General features: G+C 37.2%; 16 protein-coding genes. 3 read left to right on the top strand and 13 right to left on the bottom strand.

The window, feature by feature from the left end:
• Positions 1–203 precede the first annotated feature (203 nt).
• Genes KE503_RS09095 through KE503_RS09105 form a run of 3 tightly spaced genes read right to left on the bottom strand, consistent with a single transcriptional unit; the run spans position 204 to position 4,300 of the window.
• Positions 204–2,099 carry an ABC transporter ATP-binding protein gene (locus tag KE503_RS09095; protein ID WP_117944505.1) on the bottom strand — a complete coding sequence of 632 codons (1,896 nt, stop codon included), beginning with the start codon at positions 2,097–2,099 and terminating at the stop codon, positions 204–206.
• A complete protein-coding gene (locus KE503_RS09100) occupies positions 2,092–3,825 on the bottom strand; it encodes an ABC transporter ATP-binding protein (RefSeq protein ID WP_055197726.1) in 1,734 nt (577 codons plus the stop codon). The genes KE503_RS09095 and KE503_RS09100 overlap by 8 nt, the downstream gene beginning before the upstream one ends.
• Entirely contained in the window at positions 3,818–4,300 is a 483-nt protein-coding gene (locus KE503_RS09105; RefSeq protein WP_008391831.1) for a MarR family winged helix-turn-helix transcriptional regulator, read from the bottom strand. Before KE503_RS09105 ends, KE503_RS09100 begins: the two co-directional genes overlap by 8 nt.
• 191 nt (positions 4,301–4,491) lie before the next feature.
• Between KE503_RS09105 and bioB the strand changes: the two genes are divergently transcribed.
• The 3 genes from bioB to KE503_RS09120 all read left to right on the top strand — a co-directional run bounded on the left by bioB (position 4,492) and on the right by KE503_RS09120 (position 7,370).
• Positions 4,492–5,445, top strand: coding sequence for a biotin synthase BioB (gene bioB, locus KE503_RS09110; RefSeq protein WP_117944507.1), 954 nt, complete (start codon positions 4,492–4,494; stop codon positions 5,443–5,445).
• 244 nt (positions 5,446–5,689) lie between these two features.
• On the top strand, positions 5,690–6,211 hold the full coding sequence (locus tag KE503_RS09115; RefSeq protein WP_212385046.1) for an ECF transporter S component: 522 nt from the start codon (positions 5,690–5,692) through the stop codon (positions 6,209–6,211).
• A 25-nt stretch (positions 6,212–6,236) separates the two neighbouring features.
• Positions 6,237–7,370, top strand: coding sequence for a pyridoxal-phosphate-dependent aminotransferase family protein (locus tag KE503_RS09120; protein ID WP_055197732.1), 1,134 nt, complete (start codon positions 6,237–6,239; stop codon positions 7,368–7,370).
• Positions 7,371–7,523: 153 nt separating this feature from the next.
• On the opposite strand, the gene KE503_RS09125 is transcribed toward KE503_RS09120, so the two are convergent.
• The 10 genes from KE503_RS09125 to KE503_RS09170 form a co-directional block, all read right to left on the bottom strand.
• On the bottom strand, positions 7,524–8,168 hold the full coding sequence (locus KE503_RS09125; protein ID WP_242852144.1) for a Crp/Fnr family transcriptional regulator: 645 nt from the start codon (positions 8,166–8,168) through the stop codon (positions 7,524–7,526).
• 104 nt (positions 8,169–8,272) lie between these two features.
• Complete coding sequence (locus tag KE503_RS09130) at positions 8,273–8,848, bottom strand: xanthine phosphoribosyltransferase (protein ID WP_055197736.1); 576 nt, start codon at positions 8,846–8,848, stop codon at positions 8,273–8,275.
• A 39-nt stretch (positions 8,849–8,887) separates the two neighbouring features.
• Complete coding sequence (locus KE503_RS09135; protein ID WP_022374682.1) at positions 8,888–9,493, bottom strand: nucleotidyltransferase family protein; 606 nt, start codon at positions 9,491–9,493, stop codon at positions 8,888–8,890.
• 1 nt (position 9,494) lies between these two features.
• Positions 9,495–11,780, bottom strand: a complete 2,286-nt coding sequence (locus KE503_RS09140) for a xanthine dehydrogenase family protein molybdopterin-binding subunit (RefSeq protein ID WP_055197738.1) — start codon at positions 11,778–11,780, stop codon at positions 9,495–9,497.
• Entirely contained in the window at positions 11,777–12,250 is a 474-nt protein-coding gene (locus KE503_RS09145; RefSeq protein ID WP_022374680.1) for a (2Fe-2S)-binding protein, read from the bottom strand. Before KE503_RS09145 ends, KE503_RS09140 begins: the two co-directional genes overlap by 4 nt.
• Before the next feature lie 2 nt (positions 12,251–12,252).
• On the bottom strand, positions 12,253–13,050 hold the full coding sequence (locus KE503_RS09150; protein ID WP_022374679.1) for an FAD binding domain-containing protein: 798 nt from the start codon (positions 13,048–13,050) through the stop codon (positions 12,253–12,255).
• Between the two features lie 81 nt (positions 13,051–13,131).
• Positions 13,132–14,067: an anthrax toxin lethal factor-related metalloendopeptidase gene (locus tag KE503_RS09155; protein ID WP_212385047.1), complete on the bottom strand. Its 936-nt coding sequence runs from the start codon at positions 14,065–14,067 to the stop codon at positions 13,132–13,134.
• A 136-nt stretch (positions 14,068–14,203) separates the two neighbouring features.
• Positions 14,204–15,262: a type IV pilus twitching motility protein PilT gene (locus tag KE503_RS09160; RefSeq protein ID WP_055197809.1), complete on the bottom strand. Its 1,059-nt coding sequence runs from the start codon at positions 15,260–15,262 to the stop codon at positions 14,204–14,206.
• Between the two features lie 14 nt (positions 15,263–15,276).
• On the bottom strand, positions 15,277–15,762 hold the full coding sequence (locus tag KE503_RS09165; protein WP_022374676.1) for a hypothetical protein: 486 nt from the start codon (positions 15,760–15,762) through the stop codon (positions 15,277–15,279).
• Positions 15,749–16,189 (bottom strand): hypothetical protein, encoded by a 441-nt coding sequence (locus KE503_RS09170; protein ID WP_212385048.1) that lies wholly within the window; start codon positions 16,187–16,189, stop codon positions 15,749–15,751. Before KE503_RS09170 ends, KE503_RS09165 begins: the two co-directional genes overlap by 14 nt.
• Between the last annotated feature and the right edge of the window lie 7 nt (positions 16,190–16,196).

Below are 16,196 nucleotides of genomic sequence, written 5' to 3' on the forward strand. Positions count from 1 at the left end.
ACTTAAGACATAGTTTTTCATATATATTTTTTAATCCTCTCTTTTCAGAAAAGTATCCGTTCACATTATGTGAGCGGTCTTTTTTTATTCTATAGATTTCAGGTATACGACAAAAAATAAATAAGCAACCGAAAGCGCTTTCGATTGCTTATTTATTTTTTATCATATACTCGAAATCTACAGTTGGCCATTCAAATTAAATTCTAAGACAATTCAAGCTTACCAGTATACAACTGATAATAAGTTCCCTTATTCTTGATCAGATCTTCATGATCTCCACGTTCAATGATCTTACCATGTTCAAGTACAATAATTGCATCACTATTTCGGATCGTAGATAATCTATGAGCGATCACAAATACAGTTCTGCCTTTCATCAAGTTATCCATTCCTCTCTGTACGATACTTTCTGTTCGTGTATCAATACTTGATGTTGCTTCGTCTAAGATCAGTACTGGTGGGTTAGCAACTGCTGCTCTGGCAATAGAGAGTAACTGTCTCTGTCCCTGAGATAAGCCTTCTCCGTCTCCGCTGATCACTGTATCGTAACCGTCTGGAAGCATTTGAATGAACTGGTCTGCATGAGCTAATTTTGCTGCTCCATAGATTTCTTCATCTGTTGCATCTAAGTTTCCATAACGAATGTTGTCTTTGATCGTTCCTGTAAAGAGGTGTGTATCCTGTAATACGATTCCCAAGGAACGTCTTAAGTCGTCTTTCTTGATCTTCTTGATGTTGATTCCGTCATAGCGGATCTTTCCGTCCTGAATATCATAGAAGCGGTTGATCAGGTTTGTGATCGTTGTTTTTCCGGCTCCTGTGGATCCTACAAATGCCAGTTTCTGTCCTGGTTTTGCAAACAAACTGATGTCATGAAGAATTGTTTTGTCTTCGTTGTAACCAAATGTTACATCTTCAAATCTTACATCTCCTGTTAATTCTGTGTAAGTTACAGATCCATCTGCAGAGTGTGGATGTTTCCATGCCCACATTCCTGTTCTTTCTTTACATTCGATGATATTTCCATTTTCATCTTTCTTCGCATTTACTAATCTTACATATCCTTCATCTGTTTCAGGTTCTTCGTCGATCAGTGCAAAGATTCTTTCTGCACCTGCCAGTGCCATAACGATGGAGTTGAACTGCTGAGCTACCTGCATAAATGGCTGTGTGAAACTCTTTGTAAACTGAAGGTATGATGCCATAACACCTAATGTGATTCCTCCAATTCCTTCAATGGCTAATACTCCACCTAAAACAGCTGTTAATACAAACTGAAGGTTTCCGATATTTCCTACAACCGGCCCCATGATGTTTGCATATTTGTTGGCATTTGCAGCACTTTCAAATAAAGCTTCATTTAACTGGTCAAATTCTTCTTCGGATTTGCGTTCGTGGTTAAAGACTTTGACAACTCTCTGTCCGTTCATTCGCTCTTCGATAAATCCTGTCACATCAGCTAAAGATTTCTGCTGACGGACAAAATATTTTCCACTGTTTCCGCCGATCGCTTTTGTGACTGCGATCATGATTCCGATAACAACAACTGCAAGAATTGTTAACACTGGGCTTAATGCTACCATTGAAATAAATGTTACGATGATCGTGAAAAATGCCATCATTGCCTGAGGAATCGCCTGACTGATCATCTGTCTTAAGGTATCTGTATCATTTGTGTATAAACTCATGATAGAACCATTTGTATTTTGGTCAAAATAGCGGATTGGTAATGTCTGCATATGTTCAAACATATCATCTCTGACACGTTTTAAGACACCCTGTCCAATGAATACCATCATTCTTGTGTAGACAAATGTTGCGATCACACCTGCTGCAAAAATACATCCAAGAACGATCATTGCATGATAGAAGTTTGTAAAATCTGGATTACTCTGTCCAACTAATGGAAGGATAAAATCATCCAACATGAATTTTAAGGACAAGGATACAGATACGGAAGCTGCTGCACTAATGAAAATACAGATAAATACAATGATGATCTGCAATTTATAAGTATCTGTTACATATCTTAAAAGACGTTTTGCTGTCTTTAATGTATTTTTGTTAAGCACCTTTTCTCTCTTTGGTCCTTTACTCATCGTCTTCTCCTCCTTTCACCTGTGATTCATAGACTTCTCTGTAAATATCATTTGTCTTTAATAACTCTTCAGATGTTCCAATACCTGAGATCTTACCATCATCTAATACGATGATCTGATCTGCATCTTCAATCGAAGATACTCTCTGTGCAATGATGATCTTTGTAGTATTTGGAATTTCTTCTCTAAATGCTTTACGGATCAATGCATCTGTCTTTGTATCTACTGCACTTGTAGAATCATCTAAGATTAAGATCTTAGGTTTCTTTAATAACGCTCTTGCGATACATAATCTCTGTTTCTGTCCACCAGAAACATTGTTTCCACCCTGTACGATCTGTGTATTGTATCCAGCTGGGAATTCATTAACGAATCCATCTGCCTGTGCTAATTTACACATTCTCTGAACTTCTTCATCGGATGCATTTTCATCACCCCAGCGGATATTATCATATATAGTTCCTGTAAATAATACATTTTTCTGAAGCACCATGGATACCTGATCTCTTAATGCTTCTAAGTTATAATCACGAACATCGACTCCACCGACTTTGACACATCCTTCTGTGACATCGTAAAGTCTTGGGATCAGCTGAACTAATGTAGATTTTGCACTACCTGTTCCACCGATGATACCGATCGTCTGTCCTGATTTAATATGAAGATTGACATCTTTTAATGAAAGATTTCCGCCTTCTCCTGCATAGCTGAAATTCACATGATCAAAGATGATCTCTCCATCTTTGACTTCTGTTGCCGCATCTGCTTTATCCTGCATCTCTGGGACTTCTTCTAAGACTTCTGTGATACGATCTGTGGATGCTTCTGCGATCATGATCATAACGAATACGAATGTTACCATCATCAAAGAACCAATGATCTGTAGTGCGTATACGATAATACTTGTTAATTCTCCAGTTCCCATTGTTCCATGGATGATTCCTGTTCCACCGATCGCAACTAACAGCAGAACAACGACATACATTGTAAACTGCATAACTGGTGAGTTCCATGCAACAATCTTTTCTGCTTTTGTAAACAGTTTGTATACATACTTAGAAATTCCATGAAATTTATTGATTTCATAATCTTCACGTACAAATGCTTTTACCACACGAGATGCATTTACATTTTCCTGTACGGAATTATTTAAAATATCGTATTCATCAAATACTTTGATAAAATGTGGATGTGCTTTCTTTGCGATAAAGATCAATGTTCCACCTAATAATGGAATGACGATCAAGAACAGTACCGCTACAGTCACACTATATTTTAATGTCATTACCCATGATAAAACTACCATGATCGGTGCTCTGGCAAGCAGACGGATACTCATCATATATGCCATCTGAATATTCGTGATATCGGTTGTCATACGTGTGACAAGTCCTGATGTCGCAAAGTGGTCAATATTCTTAAATGAGAATTCCTGCACTTTGTAGAAAATATCATGTCTTAAGTTCTTTGCATATCCAGCACCTGCAACGGCTGCCATATTTCCAGCTGAAATCCCGAAAAACAGGGATAACATTGCCATAGCAACCAGGATCACTCCTCGCTGGATAATATAATGTAAATCTCCGCTTGTCATTCCGATATCAATGATATTTGCCATCTCCATCGGAATCAAAACTTCCATCAGTACCTCAAGAATTACCAGGATTGGAGCAAGTATGGATTGTTTTTTGTATTCTCGGACTGATTTTAATAGGGTCTTATTCATCTTTCTTTCCTTCCTCCTTGTGTTTTTCTATAAGATTTTGTAATACCTGATATAAAACATGTTTGCATGTTATGACATCTTCCTCAGGAATGCCTTTTTCCATTCTTTTTTCACTAAGCTTAATATCTTCCAAGATTGCCTGTCTTAATCCTTCGGCTTTCTCTGTTGGTACCAGCCGCTTCTTTCTAGCATCTCCTTTGACACTTTCTCTTGTCAGATATCCATTCTTCTCCATCAACTGTACATATCCTGTCACAGTTGATTTGCGGATCTGAAATTCTTCTTCAATGTCTTTTTGATAAAGATCTTTATGCATTGTTTCTAATAAAATAAACTTTAAAATATGTTTCTGCATGATGGTAAGATCAGCCTTGATCACTTTATCAATTGGCTGATTCCTCTTCATCTCATGTGATAACATATGGATCAGTTTTCCCATGTGCATGTTATTGATCTTATCATTTATATCCTGCATTCACTCATCCCTTTCTTTTCAAAATGGTTAGCTTCCTAACTTTTTAGTATTATACAGAGATTGATATTTAATGTCAACCATTATTTAATTGTTAACTATAGTAATTCATTTTGTTGACAATAAATTTTATTCATGCTAAAGTTCAGTTTAATAAGATATTTTGAATTTAAACAAAGGAAGGTACATATCATATGAATTCAGAGCAAAATTTAACCCGTGAAGAAGCAATCGCCATCTTAAATACACCTGATGAACAATTAAATGAACTAATCGAACGTGCCGGTGCACTTCGTAAAAAATATAAAGGGAATCATGTAAGCATTCATCTTTTAACAAATGCCAGAAGCGGAAACTGCTCCCAGAACTGCGCATACTGTGCACAATCCTGCCGTTCCCATGCAGATATTGAGAAATATAAATGGGTTGATGATGAAAAGTTATATGGAGATAATACATTTGTCCATGATCATAAATTATCCCGTCATTGCATTGGATTAAGCGGTATGAAGTTTAGTGATGAAGAAATCGAAGAACTGGCTGGTAAGATTCGTAAAATGAAAGAAGATGGTACACACTTATGCTGTTCCATTGGATTTTTAACAAAAAAGCAGGCATTAATGTTAAAAGAAGCTGGCTTGGATCGTATCAATCATAACCTGAATACAAGCCGTTCTAACTATCCAAATATCTGTACAACACATACATATGAACAGCGTGTTAATAATATCCATATGTTACAAGATCTAGGATTTGAAATCTGCAGCGGTGGTATTATTGGAATGGGTGAAAGTAAGGAAGATGTCGTTGATATGTTATTAGATCTGAAAGAAATCAATCCAGAAGCACTTCCTATCAACTTCTTAATTCCGATCAAAGGAACTCCTCTACAGGATCGGGATACTTCAAATTTAACACCAGAATATTGCCTGAAAGTATTATGTCTTGCAAGATTAATGGTTCCAACATCTGATATCCGTTGCGCTGCTGGTCGTGAAATTTATTTTAAAGGAAGAGAAAAAGAATTGTTGACGATTGTGAATTCTATCTTTGCATCTGGATATCTGACTGCAGATGGGCAGGGAATTGAAGATACGATCAAGACGATTACGGATGCAGGATTTACGTGCGAAGTTGAATCTGACTAATTTTTGTACTCGCTAACAGAAGATTAAAGGTCTTTAAGAACACCAATTTATCAAAATGTTTAGTAAATAAAAAAACTCCCAACGTAAACATTACATTGTTATGCAAAAACTGGCACTGTCAAGAATCAAAAAACTGGCTATTTTAAAAATGCCAATTTTTCGATAAATTATAACACAATAAAGGAACGCAGCGTACTTAAAAAACTATATATGATCAAAGGAAACAGAAAGTGAGGAAAATAAAATGAAAGAAAATAAAGTACAATTTATTGCAGTTACAGCAATGGCAGTTGCCTTAACTTATGTGTTTACTGCATTTGTTAATGTAAGATTACCGATTGCAGCAAATGGAGGTCTGATTCATTTAGGAAATGTACCATTATTTATCATGGCGATCTTATTTGGGAAGAAAACAGGAGCAATTGCTGGTGGTGTTGGAATGGGATTATTTGATCTGTTATCTGGATGGACAGCATGGGCCCCATTTACATTTATTATTGTAGGTATTATGGGATATGTTGTTGGAGCAATAACAGAAAAACATGACCAGTATGGATGGAAAGTTACAGCAATCTTTGCAGCATTTGTGATTAAGATCGTTGGTTATTATATCGCAGAGATCATCCTTTATGGAAACTTTGTTGCACCGATCACTTCTGTACCAGGAAATGTCGTACAGATTGCAGTTGCAGCTGTTATTGTCCTGATCGTGATCGAACCAATCGAGATTGCGGTTAAGAAAATTGGAATTACACAGTTTGCATAAATAAAAAAGAAAGTGAGTGGCAAATATGAGCAAATATAAGATCATGACACCAGGACCTGTTCAGGTTCCTGAGAATGTGAGACTTGCAAGAAGCATCTCAACAACAAATGCCGATCTAGATCCACAGTTTTATGATGAATATAAAGAAACCTGTGAATTGATCAGTAAATTACTTCATACAAAAAATGAGACTCTGATCCTAAGCGGAGAAGGAATTCTTGGATTAGAAGCAGCATGTGCATCCATGACAGAATCAGGAGATCGAGTACTAATTCTTGACAATGGAATTTATGGAGCAGGATTTGCGGATTTCGTATCTATGTATGGTGGAACAGCTGTAATGTATACAAAAGATTATAAAAATGCTTTTGATGTAAATGAATTAGATGCATACCTCAAGAAAGATCATGATTTTAAATACGCAACAATTGTTCATTGTGATACACCAAGCGGAATGTTAAATGATATTCATAAAATCTGCCCACTATTAAAATCCTATGGAATTATGACTGTCACAGATTCTGTATCAGGAATGTTTGGAAATGAAGTTGATGTTGATAAAGCACAAATTGATATTTTATGCGGTGGATCTCAAAAAGCCGTTTCAGCTCCTCCAGGACTTACATTTGTAACAATCAGTGATGAAGCAAAAGCAGCAATGGAAAACAGAAAAACACCAATTGCATCATTTTACTGCAATCTGACAATATTCAAAGACTACTACAAAAACCTATGGTTCCCATATACAATGCCGATCAGTGATATCTATGGATTAAAAGCCGCAATTGACAATATTGCAGCAGATAAAGACCTGATCAAACGACATGCAAAGATTGCAAATGCAACAAGAGAAGCATTAAAAGAATTCGGAATCAAGCTGCATTTAGAAAGTGGATTTTCAGATACCGTTACCGTCTTCGACGTACCAGAAGGAATGACAGCCGATGATATTCTCAAAAGAATGAGAGAAGAGCATCATATCATGTTAGCAGGATCATTTGGAGATCTGGCAGGAAAAGTCATCCGAATCGGACACATGGGTGCAAGCGCAAATGTAGGAGATATGCTTGAAGTTATGAGTGGCCTTGAGGAAACTTTGCGGTATTTGGGATGGAAGAGTGAGAAATCTTTGTTGAAGAGTTTTCATGATAAATTGTAGATTTTTAATTTGTTGAGTTGGCCAACTGTAGATTTCGAGTATATGAGGTGGCAACGATTAGCAGATTTTAAGTGCGTGTTGCCACCAGTTGTTTTAAATATTGATTCTTATCTTATTTTTGTCACATATACGAAAGCCTACCCTCACAAATCACTATTTCAACTTAAACTGATTCTTCCAGAATTCCAACATTCCTTCATCTCTCATCTTACCAAGTTCTGCTGATAATGCGCTTCGATCTACTGACAAATACTCTGCCAGTTGCTGTCGATTAAATGGTATTGTAAATTCCTTACTTCCAGCACGCACAGCTTCTGATGATAAATAAGACAATACTTTATCCCTCAATGATCTCTGTGACATATGCTCTACTTTTCTTGTCATTTCTAATGTTCTTTCCGCTATAGATGATAATAAATTTCTTATGATCTTAGAATGAAATTCACAGCCATTTGAACATACTGTCAGTACTTTCTGAATATCTAAAAATAACACTTTTACATCTGTTTTTGCGACAACACCGACTTCTAAATGTTTGACTCCTGCACAGGCATAGACTTCTCCAAATAAGTCTCCAGGGCATGCTTCTCCTAAGATCATGACATTCCCCCAAACATCTTCTTTCATCATGTGAACTGTTCCTTCCAGAACCATACCAATCTGGGTAACTTTATCTCCTGTATGAAATATAAATTCATTTTTCTTGTAATTTCGCTCTTTTGCAGAAAGACAACTCATCATAGAATCAAGATCGTGTGTTCCAACTCCTGCAAAAAGTGCTGATGTAGGTATTTTCATTTTCATCTTCCTCGCTTATTCCGATTATAATAAAACAAAGAGCCGTATCAACTAACGACTCTCTGTATATTATATTCTCATTTGATAATTATTCTATCCAATTATTATTCGCGGAATGTGATCTCTCCTGTTTTCTCATCCATTGAATCGACAATTGCAAGGGATTCTAAGTGTGTCTGTTTTCTCAAGAAATCTCCACCTGGCTGGAATCCTTTCTCGATTACAACTCCGGCTCCGACTAGTTCTGCTCCAGAGTCTTTGACTAATTTTGCCAGTCCTTCTAAGGCTTTACCATTCGCAAGGAAATCATCGATCAGTAAAACTCGATCTCCCTCTCCTAAAAATTCTTTAGATACAATGATATCATAAACTCTTCCGTGTGTGTATGACTCTACTTTTGTTGTGTATACATCTCCAGCAATATTCTTTGTCTGTGTTTTCTTTGCAAATACGACTGGTACGTCAAAAATTTCTGCTGCTATACATGCAATTCCAATTCCTGATGCTTCAATTGTAAGAATTTTATTAATATTTTCACCTTCAAAACGTTTTTTTAATTCTTTTCCAATTTCACGGAATAATTTTACATCCATCTGGTGATTTAAAAAACGGTCTACTTTCAAGACATTTCCTTCTTTTACAACTCCATCTTTTCGGATTCTCTCTTTTAATAGCTCCATTGCTTGGCCTCCACGCTCTTTTGTATTTTAAATAATATTTTAACTACTTTTGCCTTGCTTTGCAAGCATTGCTTGCATTTCTTTTGGATAATCTATATCACAAAGTTCAGATTCTTCCAGAACCTTGAAAAATCTGGCATTTTCTATATGTTTTTTTAGAATTTTTTTACCACCGCAATCACCTGTTAAAGATAAAAGCTCTTTTTTATATTTCTTTGAAAACCATACTGGATTGCCAAGTTCTTCTTCTGTCCTGACACATCCAAGTTCATAACGTCCTTCTGCCATAAAAGAGAGAAATCTTTCGATCGTCTCTCTTTTCATATTGGGCTGATCTGCTACAAAAAATGTATAGAAATCTGCATCTTTAGCTGCTTTGATTCCTGCTTTGATCGACCATGAAATCCCATATTGGCTTTCTTTACAAAATACTGTCGTTACCGAATCATATTGTATCTGTTTCATAATTTCCTGATACTGCGTGATAACAATAACTTCAAACTCTTCCTTTTCTTTGCATATATCGATCAGTCTGTCCAAACCATAACGGTACATCGGTTTGGTTTGGATATTTTTTAATAATTTATTTTCATAGCCAAAACGTTTGCTATTTCCTGATGCCAGATAAATAACTGCTGTTTTCATCCTATTTTTGTTCCATCAGACCCATTGCAATTTTTTCACTTGTGATCGGCAATTCACGAATCCACAATCCTGTCGCATTAAATACTGCATCTGCTATTGCTGGAGATGGTGTATTGATAACAATCTCTCCGATCGATTTTGCTCCAAATGGTCCAGTTGGTTCATAGCTGCTTTCGAATTCTACGCGAAGTTTTCCAACATCCACTCGTGATGGCACTTTATACTGCATGAAAGAATTCTGCTTCACATATCCATTCAAAGTATAATCAACGCCTTCATATAATGCCATTCCGATTCCCTGTCCAAGTCCGCCTTCTACCTGTACTCTTGCAAGATTTGGATTCACAGGTGTTCCACAGTCTACAACTGCAACGTAATCTAAGATCTCGATATGTCCTGTTTCTTTATCAAGCTCGATTTCAACCATTCCGACCATGAATGGAGGTGGTGATACTGGGGAACTATTTGTTTCTGTCACCTGGAAGGTTTCATTATTGTTGACCATAGATGCTGTTGAAATATCAACTAATGAAATTTCTTTTCCACTCTCTGGATCGCTTACTTTTTTACCATCAAATTCCAGATTATCCGCAGAATCAATTTCCATCATTTGAGCTGCTTTATTTAAAATACGTCCTTTTAATTTTTCACACGCACGTTCTACTGCTTTTCCAGTAACATAGGTAGAACTTGATGCATAAGATCCAGAATCATATGGTGATGTATCAGTGTCTGCTCCACTGACCATGATATCATCAATTGAACATTCCAGACATTCTGCTGCCATCTGTGCTAAGATCGTGTCACATCCAGTTCCCATATCTGCTGCTGCAATAGAAAGTGTATACAGTCCATCGTCATTTAATTTGATCGTTGCAGATCCAACGTCAACTCCCGAAATACCAGATCCCTGCATTGCCATAGAAACTCCAACACTTCGGACTTTTCCATTTCCCATATCCTTGCATGGATATTTCTCATCCCATTTGAGCATTTCCTTGGCACGAGCCAGACATCGGTCTAAAGCACAACTATTTGCTGTCTCTCCATAATATGCAGGCATAACATCGCCTTCACGAACCATATTCATCTCACGGATCTTTGTTGGATCCATGCCAATCTTCGCTGCCAGTTCACTCACTGCAGATTCCAGTGCAAAAATACCTTGCGTTGCACCATATCCACGATATGCACCTGCTGACATACGGTTTGTATACACAACATCATACGCAAAACGATGTGCCTCCAGATCTCTGTATAAAGGAATAGATTTATGTCCAGACAATCCAACGGTTGTCGGTCCATGTTCTCCATAAGCTCCTGTATTAGACAGTGTATACACATCAATCGCACGAATCTTTCCATTCTTATTTGCCCCGACACGAACTGTCACTTCCATCTCATGACGTGGAGAAGATGCAATCTGGGATTCTACTCTTGAAAAAATGATCTTAGATGGTTTCTTTGTCATCCATGTGACAAATGCTGGATATACTTCTGAAATCGCACTCTGTTTTGCACCAAATCCACCACCGATCCTAGGTTTGGATACTCGAATCTTTGATTTTGGAATACATAATGCATTTGCCAAGATTCTTCGTACATGGAATACGATCTGTGTGGAACTTACGACATTTAATCTTCCGTATTCATCAATAAAGCAATACGTTCTAAAAGTCTCCATCATCGCCTGCTGGTTGGCTTTTGTATGATATGTGTGTTCTACAACAACATCACAATCTTCCAATACTGCATCAACATCTCCCTCATGGGTTTCTTCTGTAGCGCACAGATTTTTCTTATTATCTGCTCCAATATTGCATAAAGCTTTCCAGTTATCTTCTGGATGCACTAATGGTGTACCCTCATCCATTGCTTTCCGTGGATCTAAGTTTGCAGGCAGTACATCATATTCTACACGCAACATCTTAATTGCCTGATCTACACACTTCTCATTCTCACCCGCAACGATCGCAACTGGATCTCCAACATATCGGACGTGCTGATCTAAGATCTGTCTATCATATGGACTTAACTCTGGATAAGTCTGTCCTGCCATCGTGAAACGTTCCTGTGGCACGTCTTCCCATGTATAAATTGCCTCGATTCCCGGCACTTTCATAGCAAATTGGGTATTGATCGATTTGATCATCGCATTGGCATATGGACTTCGGAGTAATTTTACGATCAAGCAGTCTTTTGGTGCCTTATCATCTGTAAATACAGGTTTTCCTGTCACAAGTGCCATTGCGTCTTTCTTCATAACTGGCTGATTGACTACTTTCATTCGGCACCTCCATTTTTATTTTTCTTGTATTCTAAAAAGTTTAAGATTCCTCGAAGCTGTCCTTCGTATCCTGAACATCTGCACAGATTTCCTGCTAAATATTCTTTGATCTCTTCTTCTGTTGGATCAGGAATCTCTCTGAACAATGCGATCGCATTCATGATCATTCCTGGATTACAGAATCCACACTGTTCTGCTCCCTGATTTGCAATAAATGCTCCAAACTCTGCTGCTTCTTCCTGCAACCCTTCTAATGTATCAATCTTATGCCCATCGACTCTTGCTGCAAGAATGGAACATGAAAGAATTGGCTGATCATCCATAAATACTGTACATAATCCACAGTTTGATGTCTCACATCCACGTTTCACACTGTAACATCCAAGATCTCTTACAAGATCGATCAGGAGAGTATCTGCCTCAATCTGTCTGCTTATTTTCTTTCCATTTAATGTAAATGTAATATTCATGACTAATTTTCCCTCCTTTCTTCTAACTGTGCCAATCCCCTTCTTATAAGGACTTCTGATAAATGTCTTCTATAATCCGCACTTCCTCGCATGTTACTTCCAAAATTAAGCTGTCCTGTGACTTCATCTGCAATCTTTCTTCTTCCTTCATCGTCTTTGATCATAACATTCCATTGATCTGATAATTTTACTTTTACCGCTCTTGATGGTCTTGCTCCAACAACTGCATAAGCCTCTTCCTTTCCTAATGAAATGGCACATGTTAAAACCGGAAAATCTGTCTTCGAATTTCTATGAGAAAGATAAACACTTTCCTGTGGATGTTTCTTGACGATCAGACGCACCAGAATATCATCTGGATATTTATTCACTGCAAACTGCTCCAGTGGAATAATTCCTTCGTGATGTAATTCCACATAACTGTCAAATGCAAGGAAGCAGCTTAATACATCTGAAAAACCAAACTTTCCGAAAATACTTCCGCCAACCGTAGCCAGATTACGAAACTGTACGCCAACGATATGTGTTACACTTTCTTTGACAGCTCCATGACTCCATGTATTTAATCCTTCATGAAGTTCGATCTGTCTTAATGTGACCATTGCTCCTATGGAAAATTTCTCATCATCTTCTTCAATCTGATCAAGCCCAAGTCCCGATAGATCAATTGCTTTTTGTACATTTCTTGTGACCATTTTAAGCCACAACATACCGCCAATCACACAGTTCGTCTTCTTCTGGTTCAGCTCATATGCCTGTTCAAGACTTTCTGCTTTGACATACTCCTTAATCTTTAACATTCTATTCATCCTTTCACATTTAGTTTCTTTATCACAAGAAAAAAGGAGTACTTTCCAAGAAAGTACTCCTAAGGTCTGCTTTTATAATCCCCAGTATTCTCCATAAGTATCTTTGATTTCCTGCACATCACTGTCAGAAATACCATTGATCGTCTTCTTAACAAACTGGTAAGTCCTTGGTCGTTTTGACTTCAACGCTGTTGGATTTTCTCTATAATCTCTGTAAGATTCTGCAAAATATTCAGAAGCTGTCTTTGTTACATAAGCTTTGTTATATCCTGTATATTTTGACTTCTCAGCTTTGTAAATCTTGTTCCACTCACTTGTGCTGACTTTATCTCCTGCAAGGAAGTTTGCAAAATGTCCAAGTTCATGTAATAATACATAATCTTTCGCACTCTGGATCTCAATCTTATGATTCCTTACACTGAACACTCCTGTATGTGATGCATTCTTATTGATCACAAACTTAAACTTTAATGTATCAAATGCATTAAGAATCTTCTTATCTGCCTTTGCTCCCAAAGTTTTTACAGTTGTTCCTTTAGAACCTGACTGTATAAGCTGTACAGTTGTTGTCTTAACCGTTGTCTGAATAACTGTCTTAATCGTTCTCTTGTTGGAACCCTTCTTATCATAATCTTTCGTTGTTGTGATAACCTTTGTATCTACTACCTTACGCTGAGAATTACTCTGACTTGTTTTCTTTGTTGTCTTTGTCTTCCTTATTGTTGTTACTTTACTCTTTGAAGCTTTCTTCTTTAGTTTCTGAATTTTTGTGCTTTTCTTGATTGTTGTCTTTGTTGTTACTTTCGGTGCACTGCTCAATGGCACTTCAACACCATCAATCTTAATTGTTGATTCTTTTGGATGCTTCATTGTATCAACACTTTCAAATGAAGCCATCTGTTTCTCAAACTTCTTCTGCTGATGGTTATTATAAAATGTAACCCCGCCGAAAATTAATACAACTGCAAGAATAATTGACGTCAGTCCTGCTACAACTTTCTTCTTCATAATTATCGCCCCTTCTTTATACTTATTTATACTTGATTTAGTTTCATGTTCCAACTTCCCCAAGTTTGAAACATCGTCTATCTATACACTTTCATCGTACAGTATTCAACTTTCTTTGTCAATGGATTTGTCTCATTTAACGCAGCCTTTTACTTAACATTTCAGCATTTAACGCATATAAAACCGCTGTCTCTTTCGTGATCTTTCCATCTCTGTATGCCTGCATTAATGACTGGTCCATAGACATCATTCCGCTCCCCGTTGATGAATAGATCAGGCCATCGATCTGATGAACCTTATTCTCACGGATCATATTGCGGATCGCAGGAGTTACTTCCATGATCTCAAATACAGGGATCAGTGTTCCATCAACACTTGGAATCAACTGCTGTGAAATAACTGCCTGCAGAACAGATGCAAGCTGAATCGTGATCTGTCTTTGCTGGTTTGGTGGAAATACATCAATGATACGTTCAATCGTATTTGCTGCTCCAATCGTATGAAGTGTTGAAAATACAAGATGTCCCGTCTCTGCTGCGGTCATAACAACCTGTATTGTTTCATAATCTCTCATCTCTCCAAGCAAGATCACATCCGGACTTTGTCTTAATGCTGCACGTAAAGATGTTACATAATTCACCGTATCCATATTCACTTCTCTCTGGCTTACGATACTTTTCTTATGCTGGTGCAGAAATTCCAGCGGATCCTCTAATGTAATGATATGATCTTCTTTCGTCTCATTGATCTCTTCCACCATACAGGCAAGTGTCGTTGACTTTCCACTTCCAGCCGACCCAGTTACAAGCACCAGTCCTTTATTTAATTCACTCAGCCTCATTACCTGATCAGGTATTCCAATTTCTTTTGAATCCGGAAGACGAAATGCAATCACACGGATCACAGCTGCGAGCGATCCTCTCTGCTTATAAGCACTCACACGAAATCTTGATAACCCTGGGATCGCAAAAGAAAAATCATCATCTCCTGTTTTCAGTAATTTATCAATATTGCGGTCAGCTGCCATTTTATAAATCTCACGGATCATTTCTTCCGTATCCTGTGGCATCATTCGTTCTTCATTGATCCGGTGCATCACTCCATTTGTTTTCATTGTAAGAGGTAATCCGGCAATAATAAATAGATCCGATGCCTCTTTCTCTGCCGCCAATGTTAAAAATTCTTCTATGTTCATTTTGTCCCCTTTGATCATTTTCTTTGAAATACTGGAAGTGAATCATCTTTCTTCCATGTACCAACTGCTTCGTTTTTAAAACATAATATCTCATAGCAATGGTTTCTTTGTTTTTCTGGATAACAGATTCTGATCTTTACATTAATCTGCTGTTTACTTGTAATACTCTTTTGAAACTGTATAGTATGTTTTGTTTTATCATACGTGATACCTTTTAAATCCACCAAACTTTTTGATATATTTTTCATGTAAGATTTTTTATTTTTTGTTTTATGATAATTCTTCCACAGTTTCTTATCAATCTGGCTTAACGTGCAATTTACTTCATTCGATGCCTTGTAATAATTTGTTGTTCTCTCCAGATTTTTTTGACTTAATGTATAATCCCCATTTGCACTGGAAATCGTAAGTGTTGCAAACACTGATAAACTAACAATGGTTAAAACCAGAACAATGGAAGCTGCTCCTATTCCAAGAAACGGCATTCTATGGTCTTTCATTACTTTTCCCTCCTGGCAAATGTTTTAAAAGTTCCAAATGATATATCTGCTTCTTTGCCTTGAATATCGTTATCTTCCCATTTCTGTCTGATCCTTGATCATCAAAGCTGATCGTCATTTTATATACTGCGTTTTTCTTTTGGGTCATCTTCCAGTCTTTATCAAAATATCCCTGATAAATCCCTTGATCTTCTTCAAGCTTTGGAAAATACTCTTGATAATGTTCTATATCTGTATACCCTGTTTCAAACAGTTCTGCTGCCTGCGTGACACAATTTTTTGTCTCCGTAAGTTCTTTTGCTTTTACACTGATGTTATGTGACTTTACAAATACCTGTAAAAGAACCGCCCCGCAGATCGCAAAGAAAAACAAGACAAACATCAATTCCATCAAGATCAAATGGCTTCCATTTCTCTTTTGTCTCATAGTCCCT

The organism is Anaerostipes sp. Marseille-Q3525, assembly GCF_018223505.1.
In the GTDB taxonomy this organism is placed as follows: domain Bacteria; phylum Bacillota; class Clostridia; order Lachnospirales; family Lachnospiraceae; genus Anaerostipes; species Anaerostipes amylophilus.

Bases quoted from the DNA above. Each gene is read 5' to 3' on its own strand.
- KE503_RS09100 (WP_055197726.1), bottom strand. From the start codon at position 3,825: ATGAATAAGACCCTATTAAAATCAGTCCGAGAATACAAAAAACAATCC.
- KE503_RS09150 (WP_022374679.1), bottom strand. From the start codon at position 13,050: ATGTTAAAGATTAAGGAGTATGTCAAAGCAGAAAGTCTTGAACAGGCA.
- KE503_RS09125 (WP_242852144.1), bottom strand. From the start codon at position 8,168: ATGAAAATACCTACATCAGCACTTTTTGCAGGAGTTGGAACACACGAT.
- KE503_RS09120 (WP_055197732.1), top strand. From the start codon at position 6,237: ATGAGCAAATATAAGATCATGACACCAGGACCTGTTCAGGTTCCTGAG.
- KE503_RS09130 (WP_055197736.1), bottom strand. From the start codon at position 8,848: ATGGAGCTATTAAAAGAGAGAATCCGAAAAGATGGAGTTGTAAAAGAA.
- KE503_RS09140 (WP_055197738.1), bottom strand. From the start codon at position 11,780: ATGAAAGTAGTCAATCAGCCAGTTATGAAGAAAGACGCAATGGCACTT.
- KE503_RS09115 (WP_212385046.1), top strand. From the start codon at position 5,690: ATGAAAGAAAATAAAGTACAATTTATTGCAGTTACAGCAATGGCAGTT.
- KE503_RS09145 (WP_022374680.1), bottom strand. From the start codon at position 12,250: ATGAATATTACATTTACATTAAATGGAAAGAAAATAAGCAGACAGATT.
- KE503_RS09160 (WP_055197809.1), bottom strand. From the start codon at position 15,262: ATGAACATAGAAGAATTTTTAACATTGGCGGCAGAGAAAGAGGCATCG.
- KE503_RS09165 (WP_022374676.1), bottom strand. From the start codon at position 15,762: ATGAAAGACCATAGAATGCCGTTTCTTGGAATAGGAGCAGCTTCCATT.
- KE503_RS09170 (WP_212385048.1), bottom strand. From the start codon at position 16,189: ATGAGACAAAAGAGAAATGGAAGCCATTTGATCTTGATGGAATTGATG.
- KE503_RS09105 (WP_008391831.1), bottom strand. From the start codon at position 4,300: ATGCAGGATATAAATGATAAGATCAATAACATGCACATGGGAAAACTG.
- KE503_RS09155 (WP_212385047.1), bottom strand. From the start codon at position 14,067: ATGAAGAAGAAAGTTGTAGCAGGACTGACGTCAATTATTCTTGCAGTT.
- bioB (WP_117944507.1), top strand. From the start codon at position 4,492: ATGAATTCAGAGCAAAATTTAACCCGTGAAGAAGCAATCGCCATCTTA.
- KE503_RS09095 (WP_117944505.1), bottom strand. From the start codon at position 2,099: ATGAGTAAAGGACCAAAGAGAGAAAAGGTGCTTAACAAAAATACATTA.
- KE503_RS09135 (WP_022374682.1), bottom strand. From the start codon at position 9,493: ATGAAAACAGCAGTTATTTATCTGGCATCAGGAAATAGCAAACGTTTT.